Raw genomic sequence first — 22,820 nt, forward strand, 5'->3', positions numbered from 1 at the left:
TATCTACTCGTTACCAGGCTCTGCCTGGTAACACCGATCCGGAGGCTATGCCTCCAATTTTAGTCTCGTCTCTTGGTTGCTGTGACATCTGCAAACCACAAACTACAGTTAGATGGAGTGCCAACAGGGGTTAATTTTCCTTCAATAACCTCAGCAGAACGGCGGACACCTTCAAACCTCATTTGAGCATTTTTACAGCACGAGCCAGTGTAATTGATTACCCAATTAACTTGGTTATTTTGAACTGTACCAGATATTTGCGCCTGTTTGCAGGCGTTGCTACTTGCAGCAATGAAATTTCCCGTTAACTTACTTTCATTTTGATTAAGAGAGGTAATAATTAAATAATCCCTTTCATTAGATAATCCTGGTTGTGTAAAACCATTAATACGAACCTGAAGGTTCCAATATCCATTAATTTTTGGCAAAACTGCCTGACTCAATCGATTTTCCAGATGCAATGGTTTGACTTCACTTGAAAAATTCTTCGCAGTGGCAACAGGCATCAAAATAGATGACAAAGTTGCCATCGCTAAGAGGGAAGCCAATGTTACCGCTTTTGGGTTTTTCGTCTTCATAAATGCACTCCAACCATAACAGTTATATACTCTCACAGCATTCCTGGGATATCTACCGTACTTTTACTGGTTTTCTACTCGTTATACTCGTTACCAGGATCTGCCTGGTAACGCAGATCCGGAGGCTCTGCCTCCAATTTTCATGGAAGCTGGCGAGGCAGAGCCTCTGGATATCGGTTCCCAGGCATAGCCTAGGAACCAGTTAATATTTAGACTAAAAAAACTACACTGTCACCCCTTCAATCTTCTCATCTGTCAACTCATACAACTCTCGCAACTGCTGTAACTTATCCGCATCCGGCTGCCACAAACCACGCCCGTTAGCCTCCAACATTCTGCCGACAATATTGCGAAAAGCTTCAGGATTAGCCTCCCGCAACTTCTTCGCCATCTCTTCATCTAAAGCATAAGTATCAGCCGCCTGATCGTACACCCAACTATCAGTAAAATCAGCCGTTCCGCCCCAACCAATTAACGCCGTCATCCGCTGCGAAATTTCATAAGCGCCGCCCGAACCTTGATTTGCCATCGCGTTAGCCCACTTAGGATTTAGCAACTTAGTTCGATATTCCAAGCGCAGCAAATCTTCTAAATTGCGCGGAGTTGTATCCTGAGAAAAACTTTCTACAAAACTCGTGTTAACCTTTTTGCCGCGCTGCTTTTCTGCGGCTTTCTTCAAACCGCCAGTATTCGCATAATACTCTTGAATATCAGTCAAACCGTATTCCACAGAATCAATTTCTTGAATTATGCGATCGCACCCTTGCAACAACTGAGTCAAAACCTCCGGCCTCGCTTCCCCCTTATCCTTCCTCCCGTAACTAAAAACATTGCGACTTTCCCAAGTTTTCCCCAACTCATCCCCCGATTCCCAACTACCATCAACAACCCTATCGTTAACCAAAGAACCAAAATCCCCAGCCGGATTAGAAAACAACCTTGCCGAATAATTCTGCACACCTTTTGCCTGCAAAGTTAAAGCGTGTTTGCGAATAAAATTCTCCGACTCCGGTTCATCAGCCTCCGCCGCCCGCACAAACAAATCATCCAACAATTCAATAATATTCACAAAGCTATCCCGGAAAATACCCGAAAGATTTCCCAACACATCAATCCGGGGATGACCGACATCAGCTAACGGTTTTAACTCATAGCGAACAATTCGTCCAGTACCTTCTTTTAGAGGTTCAGCACCCACCAATTCTAGCAGAATTCCAATAGATTCACCCCGCGTTTTAATCGCATCCAAACCCCACAGCATCACCGCCACAGTCTCAGGATATTTACCCTGTTCTTTAACGTGCTTCTCAATAATTTTCCGAGCAATTTCGCGGCCCCTTTCATAAGCCGCTGGAGAAGGCATCCGATAAGGGTCTAAAGCATGAATATTCCGACCAGTTGGCAACACCCCAGCCCCATCCCGCAACAAATCCCCGCCCGGTGCCGGCAGAATATATTCCCCATTCAAACCCCGCAAAAGATTAGTCAACTCATCCGTCGTTTGCAACAACAAATCCCTAACTAGCAAGCCCTCCTCAAAAACCTCACCAAACCCCTCTCCCTCTCCCTCTCTGCGCCCTCTGCGCCTCTGCGGTTCATTTTCTTCAAAAACCAGTTCCCGCACCTGTTCCTGTGATAACCTCTCCCCAAAATAAGCCTCAAGATAAGAGGTCATTTCCTCAGAATTAGGCGGTTCCCCGAGAACGTGCAAACCAGAAGAAAACAAGCGAGATTCCACCACCTGCAAATACTCGTATAGCTTCACAAGATAGCGGTTAAAAGCATCAGCACTGAACATTCCCACATTTTCAAAACTAAAAGCAATCCCCAACTTGCGAGCATCCTCAAACGGACAATCAGCCTCCAAACCGCTATCTAAAACCTTCTTGCAAATAGCCTCTTTCAGCACATAATTCTTTGCAGTATCTTCCCGATATTCCGCAATCAAATCCCGCAAAGCCATCAATTCCTTGTACAAACCAGCGCGACCGTAGGGCGGCACGTTGTGAGAAATTATAACACCGTAGCCGCGACGTTTTGCCAACATCGATTCCGAGGGATTGTTGGCAGCATAGATATAAAGATTCGGCAAACTTCCCAACAAAATATCCGACCAAGAATAGCCAGTATTTCCTAGAGGAGATCCCGGCAACCATTCCACAGTGCCGTGCATTCCGAAGTGAACCACAGCATCAGCTTGCAAATCATTTTGCAGCCACTTGTAAAAAGCAGCATATTGAGGGTGAGGCGTCAAATCGCGATCGAACATTAAGCGCATCGGATCGCCCGAAATTCCCAGCGGCGGCTGCAAACCTATCCAAACATTGCCCAGTTGAATGCCACCAATTTGGAACTCGTCGCCGTCTGTCTTAATCCCAGTACCCGTTAAAGATTTCCACTGTTTTTCAATACGACTTGTTAACAGATAGCCCAGCCATTTCTCCAGCTTTTTAACATTAACAGTATTGCCGTAAATTCCCTCCTTATCTGCGTTCATCCGCGTTAATCCGCCCCCATCTGCGGTTGCAGCATCATCCGCCTCTTTCACCCTGCGAATTAACTCGTCACCGTCAGCCGGAATTTCTCCAACTGTATAACCTGCTGCTTGAAGTTTGTGCAGGAAATTTAGCAGCGATTTCGGTACATTTAATAAAGCCGCCGTACCCGCCGCACCATAACCGGGAGGAAACCCGTAGAGAATAATCGCAATTTTCCTTTCAGATGGCGGAGTTTGGCGCAGTTTCACCCAATTGTTAATTCTACTTGTCAGGCGTTTCGCGCGATCGGGAACCAGATAAATATCCTCACCCACCAAACCGCCCAGGGGAACAGGATCGATCGCGCCATCCAACTCCGGCAAAGCATACAATACCACACTTTGCAAACCTCCAATCCCCTGACGAGTCCAAGAATGGATATCCTGAATCAGTAGAGGTGCGGACACAAAATAAGGTACATTTTTAGCAGTTAAAATCCCCTTAGCAACTTCCACCTGCCTTCCACCCTCCATCGAACCAGCAGGCCCGCCAACCAAAGGAAAGCCAATAGTAGAAACAATCGCATCAACTTCCACAGCATCTTTAGAAAGCGAAAGAGTTTCAATATTGCCTTGTTTCCGGCGCGCAGTTTCATCAGCAGTCGTCATCCAATCCCGCACAGCCACATGGCCTTCAACCCCATTGATAAAAATCGGCAAAGGCACAATTCCCGCATCTTCAAAATAGCGAATCAATTGAGGAATATAAGGCTGCTTGGTGATAACGTGCTTGCGGTAAAGCAAGATGCCCACAACAGGAGATTTTACTTGATTGAAATTTTGGAACCAATTGGTTCCAAAAATTGTGGAACGGGCATCTTGCCTGTTATAACCCTTTCTATCCAGATGTCTAGCCTCTTTTGTGGAACGGGCATCTTGCCCGCCCCTAGCACTTTGATTACCGAGATACCAATCCAAATATTGCCGGGGCGATTCAAAATAACCATTATAATCGGGATGCAATAAACCCATATTGGGAGTTTCCACAGGCGGCGGAATTTCTGCAACCTTCAGCCCCAAATACTTTTCGGCAATAATCCAAAACATCGAGACAACATTATCCGCACCGCCCGCATTCCAGTAACCGTAAATAATCAGCCAGTTTCGCAAATCCTGCACTTTTTGCACCGGCACATACTTTAATAACTTCGGCCCCACCTTCAAAAAACTGATATAACCAGCCAGCTTATCTTCTTCTCGCCCGTTGCTGAACTTATCCAGAATAAACTTAACAGGCTTCGGCATTCCCTTCGGTTTGTCGCCAATTTTAAAAGCGCCAATTTGAGTAAGACTCATCAATTCCAAAGCCGACTCAAAAACCAGGCGAATAGGGATATGTTGCACCCTTTCCCGCAGCCACATTACCGCATCGTAATCAAACAGCAAACTCCCAAAAAACACATCAGCATTCAAGAGGGCGGCTGCCACAGCGTCAGGTTCATCTGCGAGGGCGCGATCGCTAAAAACCCGTACTTCCAATCCCTGACAGCCAGAAACAGCCAACTCGGCAGCTTTGCGGTACAAATCAGCATTAAAAGATTCAAACCCTGCAATTAAGACAATGCGTTTCACAGCCCGACCTCGAAATATTTATTGATTGTAGCCTGTTTTAATTAGGTTATATTATATTAGATAGCATCCTCGGTGGGGGTGGGGCGGGTTTAGTAGATTTCTGGTGTTGTATTGCAGACCTTGGCGAACCCGCCCCTACATTACCAATTATCAATTATTAATTCCTAATTTCCGTCGCAACTCTCATAAAATCTAAAATCTAAAATCTAAAATCTAAAATGGTTCGACTTCCTCCCGCCATAGTTATCTTAGGTCAAAACAGCCTGCCGATCGCCAAAAAAATCTCCGCACATTTCCCCGGTTCCCAGATTTACGGTTTAATCGATCGCACCAACGACACAGACATCAACTTTAGCAACTTCGGCGAAACATTGCGGGAATTATTCGCAACACAAACCCCAATCATCGCCATCTGCGCCGCCGGAATTATCATCCGTACCCTCGCCCCGCTGCTGTCAGACAAACGCGCCGAACCCCCAGTTTTAGCCGTCGCAGAAGACGGAAGCGCCGTCGTACCGCTGCTGGGCGGTTTGCACGGCGTTAATGATTTGGCCAGAGAGATTGCAGCAGCCCTAGGCGTACAGCCTGCAATTACCACAACCGGAGATATCCGGTTTCGCACCGCGCTGTTGAGTCCTCCCCAAGGCTATTCTTTGGCGAATCCAGAGGACGCGAAGACTTTTATTTCAAATTTGCTCGCCGGGGAAAAAGTACGCCTAGAAGGGGCTGCAAGCTGGCTTTCCGAGAGCAATTTGCCGTTAGCAAAGCCCGCCCCTACGGGGGCTACGCCAACGCAGAGGATCGCCCCCGACCCAAAATTGACCATCCGCGTCACCGAAAAAGCAATTGCGCCAACGCCCGATTGTTTAGTTTACCATCCGCAAATTGTGGCAGTTGCACTCGCAAAGCTATCGAATATTGAGCCGGAAATAGCGGTTTCATTAGTGCAGCAAGTCTTGGAAAATGCAGGTTTAGCAGCAGCTTCTGTTGCGGGATTTTTTGCATTAAAAGAGGAGATGGGAAATCCGGCACTTGAAGCAGTTTCACAATATTTCAAAGTCCCCGTCCGCTTTTTCAATCTCTCCGAACTTGTCGAATTAGACTCAATTGAATTAATCGAAAATCAGGCCGCACAAATTGCCCTGACAGCAGCGGGTGCAAACAGTCAGTTAATCGAACGCGATCGCCCAAACGCACTGAATTGCGCGATCGCCCTGGCAGCCGAACCCCTAGATGCTAGCGCGATCGGAGTTAGCCGCGGCAAACTGGCGATCGTCGGTACCGGCCCTGGAGGCGCGCCCTGGATGTCCCCGGAGGTTAAGGAAATTTTGCGCGAAGCCACGGATTGGGTGGGTTACAAATTTTATCTCGACTTAGCCGGAACCCTGCGGGAAGGGCAAAAGCGGCACGATTCCGACAACCGCGAAGAGATCGATCGCGCCCGTTTTGCCCTAGATTTAGCAGCATCAGGCAAATCTGTCGCCGTGGTTTCGTCGGGAGATCCGGGTATTTTTGCGATGGCTGCAGCGGTGTTTGAGGCGATCGACTTTGATGCCAAACCCGAATGGCAAGGCATCGATATTCGGGTAGCACCGGGCATTTCAGCCATGCAGGCGGCCGCTGCTGCGATCGGAGCACCCCTCGGACACGATTTTTGCGCGATTTCGCTTTCGGATATTCTCAAGCCCTGGGAGGTCATAGAACAGCGGATTTCGGCCGCTGCGATCGCAGATTTCGCGATCGCATTTTACAATCCGATCTCGAAACAGCGGATGTGGCAACTCTCCAGGGCGATCGAGATTTTGTTGCAAAGTCGCGATGCTAAAACCCCCGTCATACTAGGACGAAACCTCGGCAGGCCCGGTCAATCTGTGCGGGTTTGCACCCTCGGCGAATTCCAGCCGCAAGACGCAGACATGAGAACTTTAGTGATTGTCGGTTCGAGTCAAACTCGGATTATTCCCCGCAAATATGGAGATGTTTGGGTTTACACGCCGCGCAGGTACGAAAAATAAGTAAAGCAGCAAAAACTTCGGAAATCAGCAATTGACTCAAAGCTAATTGACTTTGACAAAGAGATATTTTGAGATCGCTGGGGGGAGTCTAAGTTAACAAATGGCGGCGAATCGATCGATCGGGCTGTTATAAATAATACCCTGAAAACCCCGCGACTTTAGTCCGGGGATGAAAGGGACAAAGAGGCTTTAGCCTCCCAGTCTATTTTCTGAACTCTCAGGATGGCGCTGTCAAGTAAAACCATGTAAATCTTTGTGAACAACTAGAGGGATATTAAGCCGACTCTGGTAGCATAAGACTATCGTGATGAGGTCGAAGTCATGTTAGTTTTTGAGTTCAAGGCATACGGGAAAAAACAGCAATTTGACGCTGTAGACGAAGCAATTAGAACAGTGCAGTTCATCCGAAACAAAGCACTGCGGTTTTGGATGGACAACGAAAAAGTTGATAAATACGCATTGAACAAGTATAGCGCTGTTTTAGCTAAGGAATTTCCGTTTTGCGACGAATTGAACAGCATGGCTCGACAATCTAGCTCAGAAAGAGCGTGGTCGGCAATCTCCCGATTCTACGACAACTGTAAAAAGAAAGTCCCAGGAAAAAAAGGATTCCCGCAATTCCAGAAACACAACCGCTCCGTCGAATACAAAACTACGGGCTGGCGTCTGGCAGATGACCGGAAATCAATCACTTTTACCGATAAAAAAGGAATCGGCAAACTTAAATTAAAAGGAACCCGCGACTTGCATTTCTACCAGCGCAGTCAAATCAAACGAGTACGCTTGGTAAGGCGAGCAGATGGATATTACGTGCAGCTTTGCGTGCAAGTTGACCGTTCTGAAGAAATTGAAGTTACCGGAAAGACCATCGGATTAGACGTGGGACTCAAAGAGTTCTACACGGATTCTCATGGCGTTGCAGTTGATAACCCGCGTTTCCTCCGCAAGGGAGAACGCAGGTTGAAGAAAGCCCAAAAACGAATTTCAAAACGAGTCAAGGGTTCGCAAAACAGAAAAAAAGCTAGAGCGATTCTAGGAAAGCGCCACCTCAAAATAAGCAGACAGCGTAAAGATTTTGCCGTGAAGTTGGCAAGATGCGTCATCCAGTCTAACGACTGTGTAGTCTACGAAGATTTGAGGATTAAAAATATGGTGAAGAATCACTGTCTGGCAAAATCGATTAACGACGCTTCTTGGTATATGTTCCGAATTTGGCTGGAATATTTTGGCAAAGTATTCGGAAGAATTACGATTGCTGTGCCAGCTAACGGAACAAGTCAAGAATGCTCTAGTTGCGGAACAATTGTTAAGAAAAGTCTCTCAACGCGAACCCACGCTTGTCGGTGTGGATGCGTATTAGATCGTGACTGGAACGCAGCTAAAAATATCCTGAGTCGGGGATTGAGTACGGCGGGGCACGTCGGAACTTGGATCTTAGATCCGAACGCTTGTGGAGAATTGACCGCTACCGATGTTGAAGTAATTCTGCATCGGCAAGTCGATTCTGCGAATCAAGAATCTCCTCGGCTTTAGCCAGGAGAGTGTCAATTCATCTGATAGCGGTTACTGAGATTGAGATGCGATCGCCTTTGATTGCATAAATCCTCGGTACTGAGGGTTATCGGCTTCCTGAAGCCGAGTTTTTCTTGCAGACATCGATCGAATTTAGATATCGATTCAACCGTACTAAGGATTTCAGCTTCATTTTTGGATCTCTATAATTTACATCTCAGAAAACAAATATTTTTTATATAGCCACAATAAAATTAAGGGCGATCGAGGTCTGCTAAATTCCTTAACCCTACGATAATCTTACGATTACAAGAAAGAGCACCCTCACCCGCAGGAGTCTTCTATGTCTTTGGGTAGACCGAATTTGTTTTTTCTTTTGATAAGATTCCCTTAAACAAAGCTTAAGAGAACGGTTAGAAAAATATGAAATTCCACATTCCTTTAGCTCCTGGGGCTGTAACCCAATTTTTGCTTCGAGTGGTTACCTGTCTAGCTGTACTCTCTTTCTTAAGTCAGATAAGTCTGTACTACTTGCCAGATTACCCGTTGAGAGAGTACTTGGCAAAGGTATTTAACGTTGATGCCGAGCGGAACCTTCCCACCTTCTACTCATTTTTGGCATTGCTGTTTAGTTCTCTCTTGCTGGGTGCGATCGCCTATGCGAAAAATTTGGATAGCGATCGCTACAAGAATCACTGGAAAATTTTATCATTCATATTTCTATATTTATCATTAGATGAAGCTGGTCAATTGCACGAAAAGTTTATAGATCCGACGCGAAGCCTGCTAAATGGATCGGGATTTCTTTATTTTACTTGGATTGTGCCGTTTGGTCTTCTGGTAGTGATATTTCTCTTATCCTACAGTAAGTTTGTGTTCCACCTTCCTGTTAGCACAAGAAAGTTATTTGTTGCAGCCTGCGCTCTTTATATTGCAGGAGCAATCGGGATGGAAATTCCAGGGGGATACCTATTTTCTACCATGGGAATGGAGAGTGTACCCTACCTGATAGTAGCGAGCATTGAAGAGTTATTAGAAATGCTGGGCATCGTTGTATTTATCCACGCCTTGATGTCATATATCAAGACATATTTAGGCGGGGTAAGTTGGAATATTTACATACCAGGAAAAAACACACAAGTTACCGAGCATCAAAATATCGGCCTATCTGACCTTAGCGAACCAGCCAACACAAATCTATTAAGGTGAATCACTTAAAACCGGGTTTAAGGGACATGAAAATACTGCATTATGGCCTTTGATCGGGAGAAAAAACCCGGTTTCTTTTCTACTGATGCGTCCTCGACTGGAGGTTCTGCGATCGGCGGTGCACCAAAGGACTAATATGTAGGCTGCTTGCTGCACTAAACGACTAATTAGGCGTGGAACAGCTTAGTTCACAGATGACATCCTCGCCTTTACCAGAAAATCGTTAAGAGCAACCTTTGCATTAGGATTTGACGGCAAATGACTTGTAAAACTTGCATCTTCTAATATATTAATTAGCCGATCGCGCTCTTGCTGATAAAATTCAATATCTGTATCTTCCAGCACTGATTTTTCCTCCCCAGCCAGCTTGCGATCGATCAAATCGGGAATATACGACAACTGGAATTTATCGTTAAGTTTCACCAAGTTCGCCTCGACTTCCCCCGTTTGCATCAAGTGAATCCCAGCCAGCAACACCCGGTAAACGTACAGCAGCGGCTTAACCCGACGCGGGTGTTCTTTCTCAAACAATTTCCATTGAGTTTTAGCAAAACCGAGATAGTGGTGGCTGTGGTGCTTGGTAATGCAGTTAGAGGCGATATTTTTTAATTCCTCGTGTTCCTTTGTAGTGTAAACTATGAGCGGCGAATACAGTTGTTCTAGCACGTAGCCGTTGCGCTTCAACAGCAACTCAAAAAATTTCTTGATGTCGTGAGTTACTAAATCGAGTTGCATTCCATCCCGAACTTCAGAAACTTCGATGGTTTCTTCTCCTGAAATCAGTCCAATTACTTTGGGTAGCTGCAAAATGTGTACTCCCCGCAAGTCGAAGTCAGAATCTGCGGAAGGAAAGCCGTATAAGTGCGAACCGCTGACAGTCGCAAATAGCAGCGGGTAAGGTCGAACTGAGATAATTTGGGCGAGATTCGAGATGTATTCTGTCATTTTTTCAACAACATTTTATCAATGCTAATTTAAATTCCGGTTAAACAATCGCAAATACCTGTAGGGGCGGGTTTTACCAACTATAAATGTCTCAAATTAACGATCTCGTAAACCCGCCCCTTTTAGCCGATCGCACCTCTACGCGCTTCAATCAAAAACAGATTCGCTTTCTCGTAATTAGGACGTTCTGGCAGCTTAGTTGCAGCAAAAGCGCGATCGAACTCACCGTGCAAACTCAACCGCCAGCGATTCACCTCATCCCAGGATATTTCTTGGTTGCGGATAGATAGCAATTGCGATCGATAATCCTGCACCCGAACAGGCACAAACCCCTCCTTGAGCACCGTAATTCCTGACAGCAGCAAGCGAATTAAGTGCATCGCGTGCTTCCAACGAATTTCCCCGGTATTGCGGAGGTCTTGCTCCATCTTTTTAAATTGAGATAAAACGTAGCTATTGTAAGTTTGATAAACCAATTGAGAAAGAAAGATTTCCTTAATTTCCAGCAATTCTTTTGCTACAGGAGAAAGTGTTTCTACTAAGGGCGTGTACAAACATTCTAGCACATTTGGATTAGCTTTTAGTGCCAAAACCAGAAACTTTTGCAGTTCCCAATAGCATTCCTGATTTTCCTTGTTTTCCAATTGTTCTGGGATGCCGTAAAGCGACCAATGAAGTATTGCCGGTGGCAGGTAAATCCCGCGTCTGTCTGTATCGGATTGCTCGTTATCAAGACCGTAGGCTCTCGAACCAAGAATGCAGCGGTAAATTACAGAATCATAGAGGTTGTATTCTGCAAGAAAATCTCCTCCTGACTGCAATCCTTCGCTCTGAAACTGCTTGCGGATACTGAGTTCGTGCCGCCGCAGACTAACTTCTGTTCCGTCTGGGAGTTTAACTAAATATGCGTGGGAATTGTCCGTAGGCGATTGAACGATGACGCCTACTAATCCCGGTTTCCAAGATTGAGCGCCTGCGGGGTTTTTGACCTCGATTTTGGTGACAATTTGGGTTCCTGCGGGGATGATTAAGTTGAAATTTTGAGGAAGATTGGCATTTGCCATGAGGAAACCTCCTGCGGGGCACGAGCTACAATCTTAATGTAGCATATGTGTAGTATAGAAGGGGAGTTTTGGGCGATCGCTCGTTTGGGCATAGGTGACATCAAATCTAGCAAATTAGTTACGATTACGACAGAAAGCCCAGTTTTTGTCTTAAAAAATTGGCCTTGTGCGATCGCAGCAACTTAGTGTTGATTTCAGGTGCTGCAAGTTGTCGCGAAAGGCTTAAGTGTTAGAATCTTCTCAAGCAGCCTAAAAAAACGACCGCTACCAACGGTCGCCATCAGTAAATTATTTTTTTGATTAAGATGATCGTACCACATTTCAAATTACCCGAACAACAGCAATACGATCGCATTTCCTTGGAAGATGCAATCAGATTATATGAGCACCGTTTATTGACGGCGGCAGGCTTTATTTACACCATCACCAAAATCTATAGCGCAAATGGCCAGAAGCTAAATATCCCGAAACCACGCGAATTTTACGAGTATTTTAACATACCAAAATCAACTTTCTACCGAGCACTTGCTCAGCTAGGAAACTCTCCAGAATTAGAATTTCACTGGGAACCGGTCGTGGGAATATCTATCTGGTGCGGGGACGAGGCTCAACAAGTTGTAGGGTGCGTCAGGGCAGAATGTGACGACAACAAACTAAGAATTTCCCCTGACGCACCCTACTGTTAGCTAATTAAGCTTAAAAGTGTTTTGCGGCAAACTCAACTAGAAGAGGAAGATTAATGCGTTATGCTGTGGTAATTGAAAAAGGTAAAACTAGCTATGGTGCGTATGTTCCAGATTTACCGGGATGTGTAGCTGTGGCTGAAAGTTTAGAAGAGGTGAGAAATTTAATTAAAGAGGCGATCGCATTTCATCTTGAAGGACTACAAGAGGATGCTTTTCCTATTCCCGAACCTGTCTCTATTTGCGAATATGTTGAAGCTTAAGCTAAACACCAATTCCTTTTTATTTCCCGTCCGTTTTTCTCCCGCTTAATTTTCCCCTTATACCCCCTTTTCACTTTCATGTTGTGCAGGAAGTGCTACACGCCCATGAAAGTCATGATAACGATGTGAAAAGTCTTCTAAATATGGACTTTCAAGCACAGCACGTCGTTTAGCAAAATTATTATTTATTTGATGGTATAAGAAATCAGCATCTATCGCAAAAATTTTTTTAAAATCCACTGTTAATTCTGGTATGCCTTCCTGACATGATTCACGTTCTAGAGGTATTTTTTCCAAAAAATGGTACTGTTGATAACGATTAGATTTTACTAAATTCCAATCGGCTGAATTGAGCTGGACTGTTTTGTCGGAGCGAATTTCTTGAGCTGTATGTACTTGACAACAAAGTACAGAATTTAATAACTTATTAGGCTTATCTCGATTTTGCCTAGCGCTATAGTCCCAATCTAAATCACAGTTTTGAGTGACAATAATTGCATAAGGATGAACAATAGGTTTAAACTGAGTTTTATCGAGGTCTGGAGAAGATTCACTTGGAACAGGTTTAATCTGTATAAGTCCAGTCAGAATTTCCCCTTGTCTAAGAGCCTCTTTGTCATTCGAGGCTCTGTAAATCCAAGGTTTACGCATGGTTAGCTACTCAAAATCTAGGACTAAAGGTGGTCTGACTTCGCTAGGTAATACGCTACCAGTAAGTAATCCTAATTCTTGAGGTAAGGTAGTTTGTCCTAAATCAGACCGACAGTCACTATAATATTCCACCATGCGTTCAAGCACTTCAGATGCTTCTTCCAATCCTTCTGGAGTGTTAGTAAAAAGCAGATTGAGTAGCGTTAAGCACTTAACCCAAGCGATCGTGTTTTGATTGAATTGACCAAACCATTCACCACTAATAGGTGATTCGATGGAAACTTCGATTTTTAAGCTAGGAGTACCAGATGCTAAAGTGTGCCGATACTGCGTCTGAGCAGGAGTGGGTAAAACTTCATACCTTTGTCCAATTATATTTTTGCTTTGAGTACCACCAGTTGTTACGTGCATAAGATTATATTGGTTGAGGTCGCATTGCTCTGTGCAACTCTTCCGTGATACCCCAGCGGAAGAGATTTCTGGCTGTATGGTTGTAGTTATCGAGTATTTTCCAGGCATTTTCACTCCTTTCTACTTTATCCTCAGTAAAAAAATCAGTATCTAATAAATAAGCTGTTTCATCTATACCTCTTTCTGTGTCCCTAACGTTAACAAGTCCATGATTAAAATTAACTTGACCGAATTCAGTTTTTAGCTGTAAATTTTTAACAAAGTTTTGAATTGAATCTGCTACTTCTGGTGTATACAGTTCAGAAGCAATATGTTGCGGTATTAATTCATGCCACTCTTTGTCTTTGAGATTTAGTTTTGACCTAATAATTAAATCACGATATCTTAGTCCTGTTCGTGAATAAAAAGAGGGATTATATATTTGTTCAAAAAGTTCTACAGCGCGTTTAAATTTATAAATAAAATTTTCATATCTTTCATACTTTGTCGTAGCAAGCGTTATAGAGTTTTTGTCTAAAGATATCTGGCAACTCAAGTCTTCTGACTTAAATTGATAAGTCAAGTCAATTGAAGTCAAGTCACTGGTAAAATTAGAGGTGAATTGGGTTAAAAGATTAGATAGCTCAACCGGGATCTGCAAATTTCTAGAAGTTTCAAAAATTGGGTATTCAAACCTTATACTATCTTGAAAGTCTACAGGCTGTTGGCTGGCAATTTTCAGGATAGTGGGAAATCTAAGTTGAGCAATAACCTCAATTAGGGGGCTGTCCTCATAAATTACTCTTTCATAGTTTGGGAGCTTCATTTTTTCAAAGTATCCATTACCAATTTGAAGAGCGTCTATTACTCTAGCTTAACTTACTTCCAAACAGAATTACATTCAGGATAGATGCCATCGCCTTTTCCCAATCAAATTTTACAACTTAAAAATATGGGCAATACAGGATTTGAACCTGTGACCCCTTCCGTGTGAAGGAAGTGCGCTACCACTGTGCTAATTGCCCGCAGATAACTAAGATACCATACTAAGTCCAAATTTGCAACTAAATTTTTCCTAAAAATTCAGCCGCTGGTTTCGGAGTTAAACTCGACACAATGCCCAGAATAGAGGCATTTGTCGAGTCAGGCATCAGTTAACCTGCCACCAACCTGCCGCTGGGCCGACAAATCGCACTACCACCCACCAAGCCACCAAAAGACTAATCCCGATCCAGCTTCCGCGACTTGTCCACTTCACAAAATCTTCGCTTTGGGTTTTTGTGATTGGCAGCCAGGGAACGATGCGCTCTTCTTTACCGTATTCGTCGCCGATCGACTCTTTGCGACGCTTAGCTTCACCCATAATCTTTGTCTGCTAAATTAGATTTCAACTGGATACCTAAACAAATTATAAGTCAACAGGTCATCTCAAGCCTGGGTCAGCCAAGTCGTATCCAAATAATCAATCCTCGCAAAAGGACTCAAAGCCCCTAAAACCTGCTTTCCGTAACTGCGGTGAATCACCCTGCTGTCGAAAATCGCCACCACCCCTTGACGTTCTCGCACCGGCGCGATCGCCCGCTGCAACTCATTCAGCGCCGCCGGCAGCAAATACAACCGAAACCAATCCTTGCGCCGCTCCTTATAGTAAGCCACACGCGCCGTCACCAAAGGATTTTCCAAAGAAGGTAGCGGCAAAGTGGCGATCGCCAGCAAGTGAGGCGCGCTCAATTCCCCCTGATGTTCCCGCCAAAACTCCCACCCCGTCACCAAAATCGCATTCTCCCCCACATCAGTCTTTTCTACCTGCACCCGAGAACCGAACTCAGCAGCCAAAATTGCCGCCAGCCTTGCCTTCAGCGGTACATCACCAACAATCAGCACCGTTAAACCCGCCACCGACGCGCTCATCAACAGCAAAGTCCGAATTTCTTCAATTAAAACTCCCTGAAATTCCGGCGTATTTGGCAGCGGCAGCCAGTTGGGAATGTACAGTTGAATTAATTCGCTTTGTCGATCGGGCGAAAACTTAACGCTCGTCAATTCTGGCAGTCCCATCATTTGCCGGAAAATCGGAGCCTTCGGTTCCAAATCAACCGCCCCACCAATCAACACCACCGGCTGATCCTCCCAAATTTTGCCCAATACCTCAGCCACCTGCACCGGCGCGCAGTACAAAGAAAATGAGCCAGCCTCCCGATTAATTTCCGCCCACCGCAGTTTTCCGTTTGCTTCCCACCGCTGCCAAAAATTGCTCCAAGCAGCCGGAATCAGCGAATTTGGCTCGATCCTTTCAAAGAGCCCCTCCAATATCTTTTGCTCTGCCGTTTCCAGCAAATAGCACTCCTCTGGTTTCGCCGGATGCCGAAAGAAAGCCCGCGTTAGCATTACCCGCCCTTGGAGGATGGCATCGGCTTCCAAAGGCTGAGATTGCATTAAATCATTCCAGTCAGCAGGTTGCAAACACGCCGTCAATTGCTGCCGCGTCCAAACTTCCAAGTCATCCACACCGTCGATAATTGTCGGAATATTGCTGTGAAGTTGCGAATCCACCGCCAAGCGAGCCGCCAGCCAAGACTCGGGATCTGCTAGCATCAATCCTCGTCCAGCGGCCTTATCCGAATAAATCTCGATCGACTTATCAGTTTGCAGCCACTCTTGCAAGCGCGGAATTTCCACCGCCTGCAAATGTTCCAGCAGCGCTTTCGGCGCGACTAAAATCACAGGTTCCGGCCACATCAAAATCGGCATCAAATAGCTGACTCGATACCGCTGTCGGTAAGCTCCAGCGGGAAGCCCCGTTTGGATCAGAGCGCTGCGCCCCAAGCGCAAAGCCCGCGCCACGAGCCGCGCCATCGTTAAATGGTGGGGCCAGTGCGGCTCGGAGTTCGATCGCAGGAAGCGGAGCAATGAATTGTGGACTTCTACCTCAATCAATCGGTTTTAAAATTGACATTTCTCACTCAACTTGACACTCCCCTGGCTGAAGCCGAGGGGATTCTTAATTCAGCGACTGACCTTAAAATGTTCTGTCCTCACGGCAATACTTAAACTTTTCAACCGTGGAGTACCACCAATTGACGAGTCCAATTCAGAAACACTCTCTTGGGATCTATCTCCAAAAGCGTACTAGAATATTTATCTAGAGTTTGGGTATGCCCTACCCTACTTAACAATTCCCAGTAGACAAGTTTATGTTTGCTGGATTGAAACCTACATTTTCGGTTTCGGCCGTTTAGAGTGTTTTCGCCGCACTTTGTCCCCCAGTTCATGCCTAAAAGTGTGTCTTAACTGTTTCACTTCGGACAAAGGAGTTTAACCTTGACTGTCTTAGCCTACCATATTGTCCCGTCTTGTCCAACTTTTTAAGAAAGTTTTTTGAATTAAAAAGATTGGATTTTAGATTCAGGATTGAGGTAAAGAGAACAGGCAGGATAAATCCTGCAACGCCCTTTCATTCCCGGACTGAAGTCACGGGGTTTTCAGGGTATTCCTTATAATCAAAACTGGCCAGAAAATCAACTACTTTTTGACCGAGAGGCAAACAGAATTTAGTCTCCTGATTAGTTGCACCTCCCTTCCCAAAATTCCCGTGAGAATTCACCATCAAACTCTCCTGTCCCGAACTAATTAAAATAGTTTGGGTAGGTGACTCAAAAAACTTTGTTGGCTGACTCACTCGTGATATATTAGAGATTAAATTCATCAACTCATTTAACTTATTTGTAGCTGTACTCAATGCTTTACGCAACTGCAATATTCGTCGATCCTCCAAATTTTGATTTTCGATATTTTTGCCGATCAGCATAATATTTCTCTGAGTTTGGACAGCATCCTTAAAAGGAAGAATCGCTAAAAAAGCTGCTGGCAATAAATGCTCGTCGCTCTCAAATCTAAAAGTTAGAGTTGTCCGGCGGTAGCCGACTTCAATATTAGGAGGAAAATTCATTGCCCGGTAATGCCGAGCTATTTCGCTGTAAGCTGTTGCTAAAGTGCTGTTTGCTGAGTAGTCTAAAAGTGCGTCAACCACAATTTGCACTAACCCAGGCGTGTGATTTAAAAATTTTCTCGATTCTGACGGCGAATTAAATTGTTGAATCTGAGTGCGATCGCCTGCGGGGCTGAGGTCAACCCACTGGCAAGTAATATCATCTGCTATGATGCCGCATCGAGGAACCAAATACAGTTTTGCTCCTGTTAAAGTTGCTCCCCTCAAATCAGCGCCCACCCAATCTGCATTAATCAAATTTGTTTCTGTCAAATCAGCGTGAACGAAACTAGCACTTCCTAAATTAGTATTTCTTAAATCTGCTCCGTGAAGGTTAGCTCCGCTCAATTTAGCACAGCTCAGATCGGCGCCGTTGAGGTTAGCTCCCGTCAAATCAGCCCATTTGAGGTTAGCTCCGCTCAAATTGGCACTGCTGAGATTCACCTGTTGCAAAGAAGCTTGTCTCATATCGGCATTGCTCAAATTGACGCCGCTAAGTTCTGCTTTCGTCAAATCCGCGCCGTGCAAGTTAGCTTCTTGAAAGTTAGCTGAAGCAGCCGAAGCACCTCTGAGATTTGCACCGGAAAGATTAGCACCGCAAAGGTTAGCTTCCGTCAGTTTTACCTCTCTTAAATCTGCTTCAGTCAGGTTTGCGCCGCTGAAGTTAGCGTTGCTGAGTTCGCAGCGGACTAATTCGCTTCTAATCAGGGATGCTCGGATTAATTGAGCTGCACTTAAATCGGCTCTCACTAAGTTTGCTACGTTGAGAGTAGCCCCGTTTAAGATTGCCCGCGAGAGATTGGTACTGCTGAGCCTAGCCACATTCAGGTTAGCTTCGCTCAAGTTAGCGTCGCTCAAGTTAGCGCCGCTGAGGTTGGTGACAAATAAGCTAGCCCGCCTTAAAATTGATTGGCTGAGGTTGATGCGGCTGAGATTAGCTTCATTCAGGTCGATTCCTGTGAAATCTCTGTCGCCTTCTGTGTATCTCTTGACGAGTGCAAATCGTTTGAGCAGTTCTTCAGCTTCCATTTTTTTTTTTAATGAAATGGCAATTAGCTAACTTTTATAGGGCATGAATAGAAATGATATCAGATTAATTTATAGTATTTACTCACCGAGCTGATAAAAGCTTTTGACAAACTCAATGACCGTATTTAGCGGCGGGGTGGTAAATCTTTGGGCTTTAATTGCAGGACTGATAGACGTTTTGTTGACTCCGGGCAAATTTGTCAAGTTTCTGCCAAAATCTGGGTGATAGTGAATCATCAAAGTTTCGGCGCTGGAGTTAGCCAGTACAGTTTGGGTAGGCGATTGGAAAAAACTTGACATCGGTTCGCGATCGAGGCGAATCGGCTGAATTTTCATTTCCCCTATTTTTCTCATTGTTTTGGTCAGGGCTACGTTTAATTGCACTACCATATTTGAGACTCTGACGCCCAGGTTATTACCACTTTGAGGTTGAATCATCTTGATCAGAGTAATCAAATTTTTTTGAGTAAATGCTGCATCGCTAAAGGGAATAATCGCAACGAAAGCGGTGGGAAATAGTTGCTCGTCCTGTTCAATTTTAAATGATATGATTGTGCGTCGGGAATTAACTTCGATACTGGGAGGATGGTTCAAAGCAGGGTATTGACGGGCAATTTGGCGGTAGGTAGCTGCCAGGACAAAGTTAGCATCCGGGTCGAGGGGTCGATCGACAATAATTTGAACAGTCGGCGGTGTAGCATTGAAAAACCTTTGAGATTCTTCTGGGGTAAAGCGCTGAATGTGGCTGCGATCGCCGTTAGGGCTGAGGTCAACCCAATCGCAGGTAATGTCATCTGCTTTCACATCAAACCTAGACACCGCGTAAATTTTTGCCCCCGTCAGGGCCGCCCCCGTCAAATCGGCGCCCACCCAATCAGCGTGAATCAAATTCGCTTGAGTCAAATCCGCGTGTACCAGAGTAGCGTTCAACAGATTGACATTGCTCAAATTTGCCCCGTACAAGTTTGCCCCGCTCAATCTCGCTTCGTCGAGGTCAGCGCCGGTCAGGTTCGCCCCGCTGAGGTCAGCCCAGCGGAGATTAGCGCCTCGCAAGTCAGCGCCGCTGAGGTTGGCCTGAGAAAGATTAGCTTGTCTGAGTTCGGCATTGCAGAGGTTGACTCCTCGCAAGTCTGCCCTGCTGAGGTCGGCTCTGTGCAAGTTGGCCCGTTCCAAGTTGGCCGCTGTTAGGGAAGCGCCTCTGAGGTGAGCCCCGCTGAGGTCGGCTTGCTCTAGATTGGCTTCTCTGAGGCTTGCCTCTCTCAAATCTGCTTCGCTGAGGTTTGCACCGCTCAAGTTGGCACTGCTGAGGTTGGCTCGGATCAGTTCGGATCTGATCATTGTAGCTTCGACGAGTTGGGCTTCGCTGAGGTCGGCTCGAATCAAGTTAGCCACGTTGAGGATAGCGCCGCTGAGGTTGGCTTTGTTGAGACTGGCACCGCTGAGTCTGGCAACATTGAGTTTGGCTTTTCTCATGTTGGCGTTTGACAGATTGGTGCCGCTCATGTTGGTGAGGCTCAAGATTGCCTCACTGAAATTAGCCCCGCTGAGATCGATCCTGCTGAGATTTGCCTCGCAAAGGAGGATGGCAGGAAAGTCTCTTTCTCCTGCTGCATATTTGGTGATGAGTTCTTCGGCATCCATGCTTTTCAATTTCCCTGATGTGTTAGCTAGAACAAAGCTTTGTTGTGCCAACCTTTAAACTAGAATAACGGGACTTAGACAAAATAAGGCGGGAAAACAGGCTCAAATCTAGTTACAGGAAGAGTTTAAGGTAAACTTATGATTTTTCTGTCTGTGACTGGGTTTGAACCGCGTTTACCCCCATCGAGCTAAATCGCTTTGCCAGAGAGGGATAGAGCCTGATTTTAGCTCCAAATTTGTCTAAGTCCCGATCAGCATTTTTTGTAACTTGATGCAATATGCCTAAACATCTATATTGTGGAAGCCTTTTATAAAATCCAAAATGCTAGTGATATTAGCTTGAGCTAATTTTGTACTTTCGGCTAACTTACCCGATGTTGAGTTACTTGGCTCGTATTTTTTAATCAAACGCTTGCCGAAGGCGGGGTGGTGATATACGCTGACTCTTTGGTCGCGGGAATTAATTAAGAGCATCTGTGTAGGAATTTGAAAGAAATTAATGCTTTCGCCGATTTTTGGAAAAGAACTGGAAATTTTAATTTGGTCTACTTTGCTGATAGCTTGGTTGAGAGCTTTGCTGCATAACTGGACGTGTTTAGATTCTTTGACGTTAAGTTTGCCTGCATCGTGGGATTGAATCATTTTCATCAAAGCTATTAGGTTTTTTTGAGTGGTGGCAGCGTCGTTAAAAGGAATGATGGCAACGTAAGCGGTGGCAAATAATTTATCGTCGCTGTCCATTTTAAACGCGAGTACGGTGCGCCTGGAGCTAACTTCGATCGTGGGAGGCTGACTTAAACTCGGGTATTGTTGGGCAATTTGGTAATAAGTTGCAGCTAGTGCAAAATGAGCGCCTTGGTCTAAGGGCGAGTCAATCACGATCCGAACTGTGGGCAAGGTTTCGTGAAAAAATTCGTGGGTTCCTCCCGAGTTCAACCAGTAAATTTGGCTGTGGTCGCCGTTGGGGCTGAGATCGACCCACTTGCAGGTCATGCCTTCGGTTTTGATGCCGAGCCGCGAAACTGCGTGGAGTTTGGCTCCGGTTAAGGTGGCTCCGGTTAAGTCGGCTCCAATCCAGTCGGCGCGGATGAGATAGGCATTTGACAGGTCGGCGTGAACTAAACTGGCATTGAGCAAGTTGGCGTGGCAGAGGTCGGCTCGGCTGAGGTCGGCCCCGCTCAATTTGGCTTCGCTGAGGTCGGCCCAGCGAAGATTGCAGCCGCTGAGGATGGCCCAGCGCAAATTGACGCCGCTGAGGTCGGCTCCGCTGAGTACGGCTTGAGTGAGGTTGGCTTGTCTCAGTTCTGTGCCTCGCAAGTCGGCGCCGCTGAGATCGGCTCGGCTGAGGTCGGCTCCTTGCAGGTTGGCTTGTTCGAGGTTGGCTTCTGTCAAGCACGCGCCGCTGAGGTGAGCGCCTCGAAGGTTGGCTTGAGCGAGATTGGCTCCTCGAAGGGTGGCTTCGGTGAGGGTGGCGCCGCTGAGGTTGGCGCCGCTGAGGTTGGCGCCGCTTAGTTCGGCTCGAATGAGCTCGGCTCTGATCAGTTTCGCTCCTATGAGTATGGCTTTTTTGAGGTCAACTCGGACTAGGTAGGCGACGTTGAGGTCGGCGTCGGTGAGGTCGGCGCCGCCTAGATGGGCGCCGCTGAGTCTGGCGATGTTGAGTTTGGCACCTGTGAGGTTGGTTTTGCTGAGGTTGGCTCCGCTCAGGTTTGCTACACTCAGATTCGCACCCTTGAGGTTGGCTCCGCTCAAGTTGACGCCGCTGAGGTTGGCCTCAGTCAGGTTGATTCCGGCAAAGTTTCTTTCTCCGGCGGCATATTTTTTCAGGAGTTCCTCGACTGTCATGGGGGCGGCACCGTATCAAATATCCCCATTTTATTGCTATGAATATCGGTATTGTAGGACTGGGTTTAATTGGCGGCTCGATCGGGCTGGATTTGCGATCGCGCGGGTTTAATGTTTTTGGGGTTTCGAGTCGGCAGCAGACTTGCTCTCGGGCGCAAGCTCGCGGTGTTGTCAATGAAGCCAGCATAAACCTGTCTCTAATGGCAGCAGCCGATGTGGTTTTTATTTGCACGCCGCTCTTGTCGATCGAGCCGATCGTCCGAGAGTTGGTGCCCTATCTTTCCCCTGATACTATTGTAACCGATGTCGGTTCCGTAAAAACACCCATAGTGCAGGCTGTATCTCCTCTGTGGCCGAACTTTGTGGGGGGACACCCGATGGCGGGGACTGCTGAAAGCGGGATTGAGGCGGCGGTGCCGGATTTGTTTGTGGGCCGGCCTTACGTGGTGACGCCGACTGCCCAGACGCCGCCGCGTGCGGTGGATAAGGTTGAGGAAATTGCGCGGTTGCTGGGTGCTAAAGTTTACCGATGTGGCCCGATCGAGCACGATCGAGCTGTGGCTTGGATTTCTCATTTGCCGCTCATGGCGAGCGCGACGCTGGTGGCGGCCTGCGATCTTGAGGGCGATCGGGATATTGTTAATTTAGCCCAAAATTTGGCGAGTTCGGGTTTTCGGGATACGAGCCGGGTTGGGGGCGGCAATCCCGAGCTGGGAGTGATGGTGGCAAAGTACAATCGAGAGGAATTGTTGCGATCGCTCTCTATTTACCGCGACTGTCTCGACGGGTTCATCAGCGATATCGAAGACGAAAATTGGCAAGCTATCGAACACAAGCTGAAGCTGACTCAACAAGCGAGACAGAATTACAAATTGTGATCCAAAAATTACTTAAAACGG

At 46.2% G+C, this 22,820-nt stretch carries 19 protein-coding genes and 1 tRNA gene; 7 read left to right on the plus strand and 13 right to left on the minus strand.

All coding sequences use genetic code 11. The annotated features are described in order from the left end of the window. Positions 1–59: 59 nt before the first annotated feature. The gene (locus OSC7112_RS20645) at positions 60–578 is read right to left on the minus strand and encodes a hypothetical protein (protein WP_041622656.1); all 519 of its coding nucleotides are present in this window, start codon (positions 576–578) and stop codon (positions 60–62) included. A 223-nt stretch (positions 579–801) separates the two neighbouring features. Beyond that, positions 802–4,686 carry a magnesium chelatase subunit H gene (gene bchH / locus OSC7112_RS20650; protein ID WP_015177725.1) on the minus strand — a complete coding sequence of 1,295 codons (3,885 nt, stop codon included), beginning with the start codon at positions 4,684–4,686 and terminating at the stop codon, positions 802–804. Positions 4,687–4,904: 218 nt separating this feature from the next. Between bchH and cobJ the strand changes: the two genes are divergently transcribed. The 3 genes from cobJ to OSC7112_RS20665 all read left to right on the plus strand — a co-directional run bounded on the left by cobJ (position 4,905) and on the right by OSC7112_RS20665 (position 9,422). Further along, positions 4,905–6,701 carry a precorrin-3B C(17)-methyltransferase gene (cobJ, locus tag OSC7112_RS20655; RefSeq protein ID WP_015177726.1) on the plus strand — a complete coding sequence of 599 codons (1,797 nt, stop codon included), beginning with the start codon at positions 4,905–4,907 and terminating at the stop codon, positions 6,699–6,701. 321 nt (positions 6,702–7,022) lie between these two features. Beyond that, the gene (locus tag OSC7112_RS20660; RefSeq protein WP_015177727.1) at positions 7,023–8,234 is read left to right on the plus strand and encodes an RNA-guided endonuclease InsQ/TnpB family protein; all 1,212 of its coding nucleotides are present in this window, start codon (positions 7,023–7,025) and stop codon (positions 8,232–8,234) included. A gap of 402 nt (positions 8,235–8,636) precedes the next feature. After that, positions 8,637–9,422: a DUF8692 domain-containing protein gene (locus OSC7112_RS20665; RefSeq protein WP_015177728.1), complete on the plus strand. Its 786-nt coding sequence runs from the start codon at positions 8,637–8,639 to the stop codon at positions 9,420–9,422. A 183-nt stretch (positions 9,423–9,605) separates the two neighbouring features. Here OSC7112_RS20665 and OSC7112_RS20670 read toward each other — a convergent pair whose 3' ends face one another. Continuing rightward, positions 9,606–10,367: a nucleotidyltransferase domain-containing protein gene (locus OSC7112_RS20670; protein WP_015177729.1), complete on the minus strand. Its 762-nt coding sequence runs from the start codon at positions 10,365–10,367 to the stop codon at positions 9,606–9,608. 122 nt (positions 10,368–10,489) lie between these two features. After that, positions 10,490–11,431: a nucleotidyltransferase domain-containing protein gene (locus OSC7112_RS20675; RefSeq protein WP_015177730.1), complete on the minus strand. Its 942-nt coding sequence runs from the start codon at positions 11,429–11,431 to the stop codon at positions 10,490–10,492. A 45-nt stretch (positions 11,432–11,476) separates the two neighbouring features. Here OSC7112_RS20675 and OSC7112_RS40010 point away from each other — a divergent pair, with 45 nt between their 5' ends. From OSC7112_RS40010 to OSC7112_RS20685, 3 genes are all read left to right on the plus strand, one after another. After that, positions 11,477–11,617, plus strand: coding sequence for a hypothetical protein (locus tag OSC7112_RS40010; protein WP_190274241.1), 141 nt, complete (start codon positions 11,477–11,479; stop codon positions 11,615–11,617). Positions 11,618–11,736: 119 nt separating this feature from the next. Then, a complete protein-coding gene (locus OSC7112_RS20680; RefSeq protein ID WP_041622657.1) occupies positions 11,737–12,117 on the plus strand; it encodes a hypothetical protein in 381 nt (126 codons plus the stop codon). A 53-nt stretch (positions 12,118–12,170) separates the two neighbouring features. Then, positions 12,171–12,377: a type II toxin-antitoxin system HicB family antitoxin gene (locus OSC7112_RS20685; RefSeq protein ID WP_015177731.1), complete on the plus strand. Its 207-nt coding sequence runs from the start codon at positions 12,171–12,173 to the stop codon at positions 12,375–12,377. 57 nt (positions 12,378–12,434) lie between these two features. Here the strand turns inward: OSC7112_RS20685 and OSC7112_RS20690 are convergent, their stop codons facing one another. The 9 genes from OSC7112_RS20690 to OSC7112_RS20730 all read right to left on the minus strand — a co-directional run bounded on the left by OSC7112_RS20690 (position 12,435) and on the right by OSC7112_RS20730 (position 21,921). Further along, positions 12,435–13,028 carry a hypothetical protein gene (locus OSC7112_RS20690; RefSeq protein WP_015177732.1) on the minus strand — a complete coding sequence of 198 codons (594 nt, stop codon included), beginning with the start codon at positions 13,026–13,028 and terminating at the stop codon, positions 12,435–12,437. Between the two features lie 6 nt (positions 13,029–13,034). Continuing rightward, the gene (locus OSC7112_RS20695; protein ID WP_015177733.1) at positions 13,035–13,439 is read right to left on the minus strand and encodes a hypothetical protein; all 405 of its coding nucleotides are present in this window, start codon (positions 13,437–13,439) and stop codon (positions 13,035–13,037) included. Positions 13,440–13,443: 4 nt separating this feature from the next. Continuing rightward, the gene (locus OSC7112_RS20700; protein WP_015177734.1) at positions 13,444–14,244 is read right to left on the minus strand and encodes a TIGR04255 family protein; all 801 of its coding nucleotides are present in this window, start codon (positions 14,242–14,244) and stop codon (positions 13,444–13,446) included. A 127-nt stretch (positions 14,245–14,371) separates the two neighbouring features. Continuing rightward, positions 14,372–14,443, minus strand: a tRNA-Val gene (locus OSC7112_RS20705). Between the two features lie 125 nt (positions 14,444–14,568). Next, positions 14,569–14,781 (minus strand): DUF2839 domain-containing protein, encoded by a 213-nt coding sequence (locus OSC7112_RS20710; protein WP_015177735.1) that lies wholly within the window; start codon positions 14,779–14,781, stop codon positions 14,569–14,571. Between the two features lie 65 nt (positions 14,782–14,846). After that, entirely contained in the window at positions 14,847–16,355 is a 1,509-nt protein-coding gene (locus OSC7112_RS20715) for a helicase C-terminal domain-containing protein (protein ID WP_015177736.1), read from the minus strand. A gap of 517 nt (positions 16,356–16,872) precedes the next feature. Further along, a complete protein-coding gene (locus OSC7112_RS20720) occupies positions 16,873–18,435 on the minus strand; it encodes a pentapeptide repeat-containing protein (RefSeq protein WP_015177737.1) in 1,563 nt (520 codons plus the stop codon). Positions 18,436–18,513: 78 nt separating this feature from the next. After that, positions 18,514–20,076: a pentapeptide repeat-containing protein gene (locus OSC7112_RS20725; protein ID WP_015177738.1), complete on the minus strand. Its 1,563-nt coding sequence runs from the start codon at positions 20,074–20,076 to the stop codon at positions 18,514–18,516. 282 nt (positions 20,077–20,358) lie between these two features. Then, positions 20,359–21,921 carry a pentapeptide repeat-containing protein gene (locus OSC7112_RS20730; RefSeq protein WP_015177739.1) on the minus strand — a complete coding sequence of 521 codons (1,563 nt, stop codon included), beginning with the start codon at positions 21,919–21,921 and terminating at the stop codon, positions 20,359–20,361. Between the two features lie 38 nt (positions 21,922–21,959). Between OSC7112_RS20730 and OSC7112_RS20735 the strand changes: the two genes are divergently transcribed. After that, positions 21,960–22,799: a prephenate/arogenate dehydrogenase gene (locus OSC7112_RS20735; RefSeq protein ID WP_015177740.1), complete on the plus strand. Its 840-nt coding sequence runs from the start codon at positions 21,960–21,962 to the stop codon at positions 22,797–22,799. Positions 22,800–22,820: the final 21 nt, after the last annotated feature.

It is taken from the genome of Oscillatoria nigro-viridis PCC 7112 (assembly GCF_000317475.1).
In the GTDB taxonomy this organism is placed as follows: Bacteria; Cyanobacteriota; Cyanobacteriia; order Cyanobacteriales; family Microcoleaceae; genus Microcoleus; species Microcoleus nigroviridis.